Here is a 1,302-nt window from a genome sequence, read left to right on the forward strand (position 1 = left end):
GATGGCGCTGGTCCGGCGGCAGGGGCGCGATCATCATGCGGGACCTGGATGCGAAAGGGGCGCCGCCCGCCTGCGCGGACGGCGCCCCGACGCCGGGATCGGCGCTGTCGTCAGCTCGCCGGGGTGTCGGTGGCGGGCGCAGGTGCCGCGGCAGCGGCGGCGGCGCGCTTGGCGGCGCGGGTCGCGGCGGCCTTCTTCGCGGCCTCGGAGCGGGCGGAGGACTTCACCGCGGGCTTCTTGGCAGCAGCGGCCTTCTTGGGCGCGGCCTTCTTGGCGGCCGGCTTCTTGGCAGCGGCCTTCTTGGGCGCGGCCTTCTTGGCAGCCGGCTTCTTCTTGGCGGCGGCCTTCTTCGGAGCGGCCTTCTTGGCGGCGGCCTTCTTGGGCGCGGCCTTCTTGGCAGCCGGCTTCTTCTTGGCGGCGGCCTTCTTCGGCGCGGCCTTCTTGGCAGCCGGCTTCTTCTTGGCGGCGGCCTTCTTGGCGGCGGGCTTCTTGGCCGCGGCCTTCTTCGCGGCGGGCTTCTTCGCCGCCGGCTTCTTCTTGGCGGGCGCCTTCTTCTTCGCGGCGGCCATCGCCATCGCCTGGGCGCGCGGCTCCGCGGCCTCGGCGTCGGTGGTCTCGATGATGTCGGTCATGTCGTGTGGTGTCTCCGTGCGTTCCGGTGAAGGGGAGGTGACGCGCATCGGCGCGCAGCCCCCGGGGGGTACAGCAGGTGGGAGCGGGCGGTTGCGATGCGCGCGGATCCCGTCGCGCGCCGTCGTGTCCGTGCAGCGAGCCCCATGGTGCAGGCGCCGGTGCGACGTGCGGCGATGTTCCGCCGCGCGATGCCCCCGGTCTCTCTGCCGCCGCGGCGGGGCGCAGGTGCTGCGCTGCCTGGCGGTGTCTGAAGGGCGACGCTGTGTGCCGACCTTCCTGCGAGCCTGCGGTCCATGGACCGTCCTTCCCTGCTGCGGCGTTTCAGCCCTGCGATGCGTCGCCTGGTCTGTATGCAGTGCGCCGCGACGGTGACGATGCGGTGCGTGGTGCAGAACCGATCCGACGAATCGCGCAAGATGATTCGCGCGCACATCACGCTATCTGCACGCGCAATATGTGTGTCAACAAAATCCGCACATGCACGCGCGCAAAATGCGCGACGTCGTCAATCGCGATCGATCTGTGTTGCGTGCGCGTCGCGCTTTTCGCGTCGCGCGGTGCAGCGGTGTCGTGCCGCGCATCGCGCGGTGGCGGCGCGGCGCGCCTGCGCGCGCAGCGAGATCGTGCGGCCGCGCCGCGAGGAGCCGACGCCGCGCGCATCGCCGGTGC

The 1,302-nt window shown here is 72.0% G+C and carries 1 protein-coding gene; it reads right to left on the reverse strand.

The window, feature by feature from the left end:
• Positions 1 to 110: 110 nt before the first annotated feature.
• On the reverse strand, positions 111 to 632 hold the full coding sequence (locus tag HW578_RS26705; protein WP_198373721.1) for a histone H1-like repetitive region-containing protein: 522 nt from the start codon (positions 630 to 632) through the stop codon (positions 111 to 113).
• Between the last annotated feature and the right edge of the window lie 670 nt (positions 633 to 1,302).

The organism is Roseomonas rosulenta (assembly GCF_016106005.1).
In the GTDB taxonomy this organism is placed as follows: domain Bacteria; phylum Pseudomonadota; class Alphaproteobacteria; order Acetobacterales; family Acetobacteraceae; genus Neoroseomonas; species Neoroseomonas rosulenta.

Coding starts and splice junctions, on each gene's coding strand:
- HW578_RS26705 (WP_198373721.1), bottom strand. CDS start 632: ATGACCGACATCATCGAGACCACCGACGCCGAGGCCGCGGAGCCGCGC.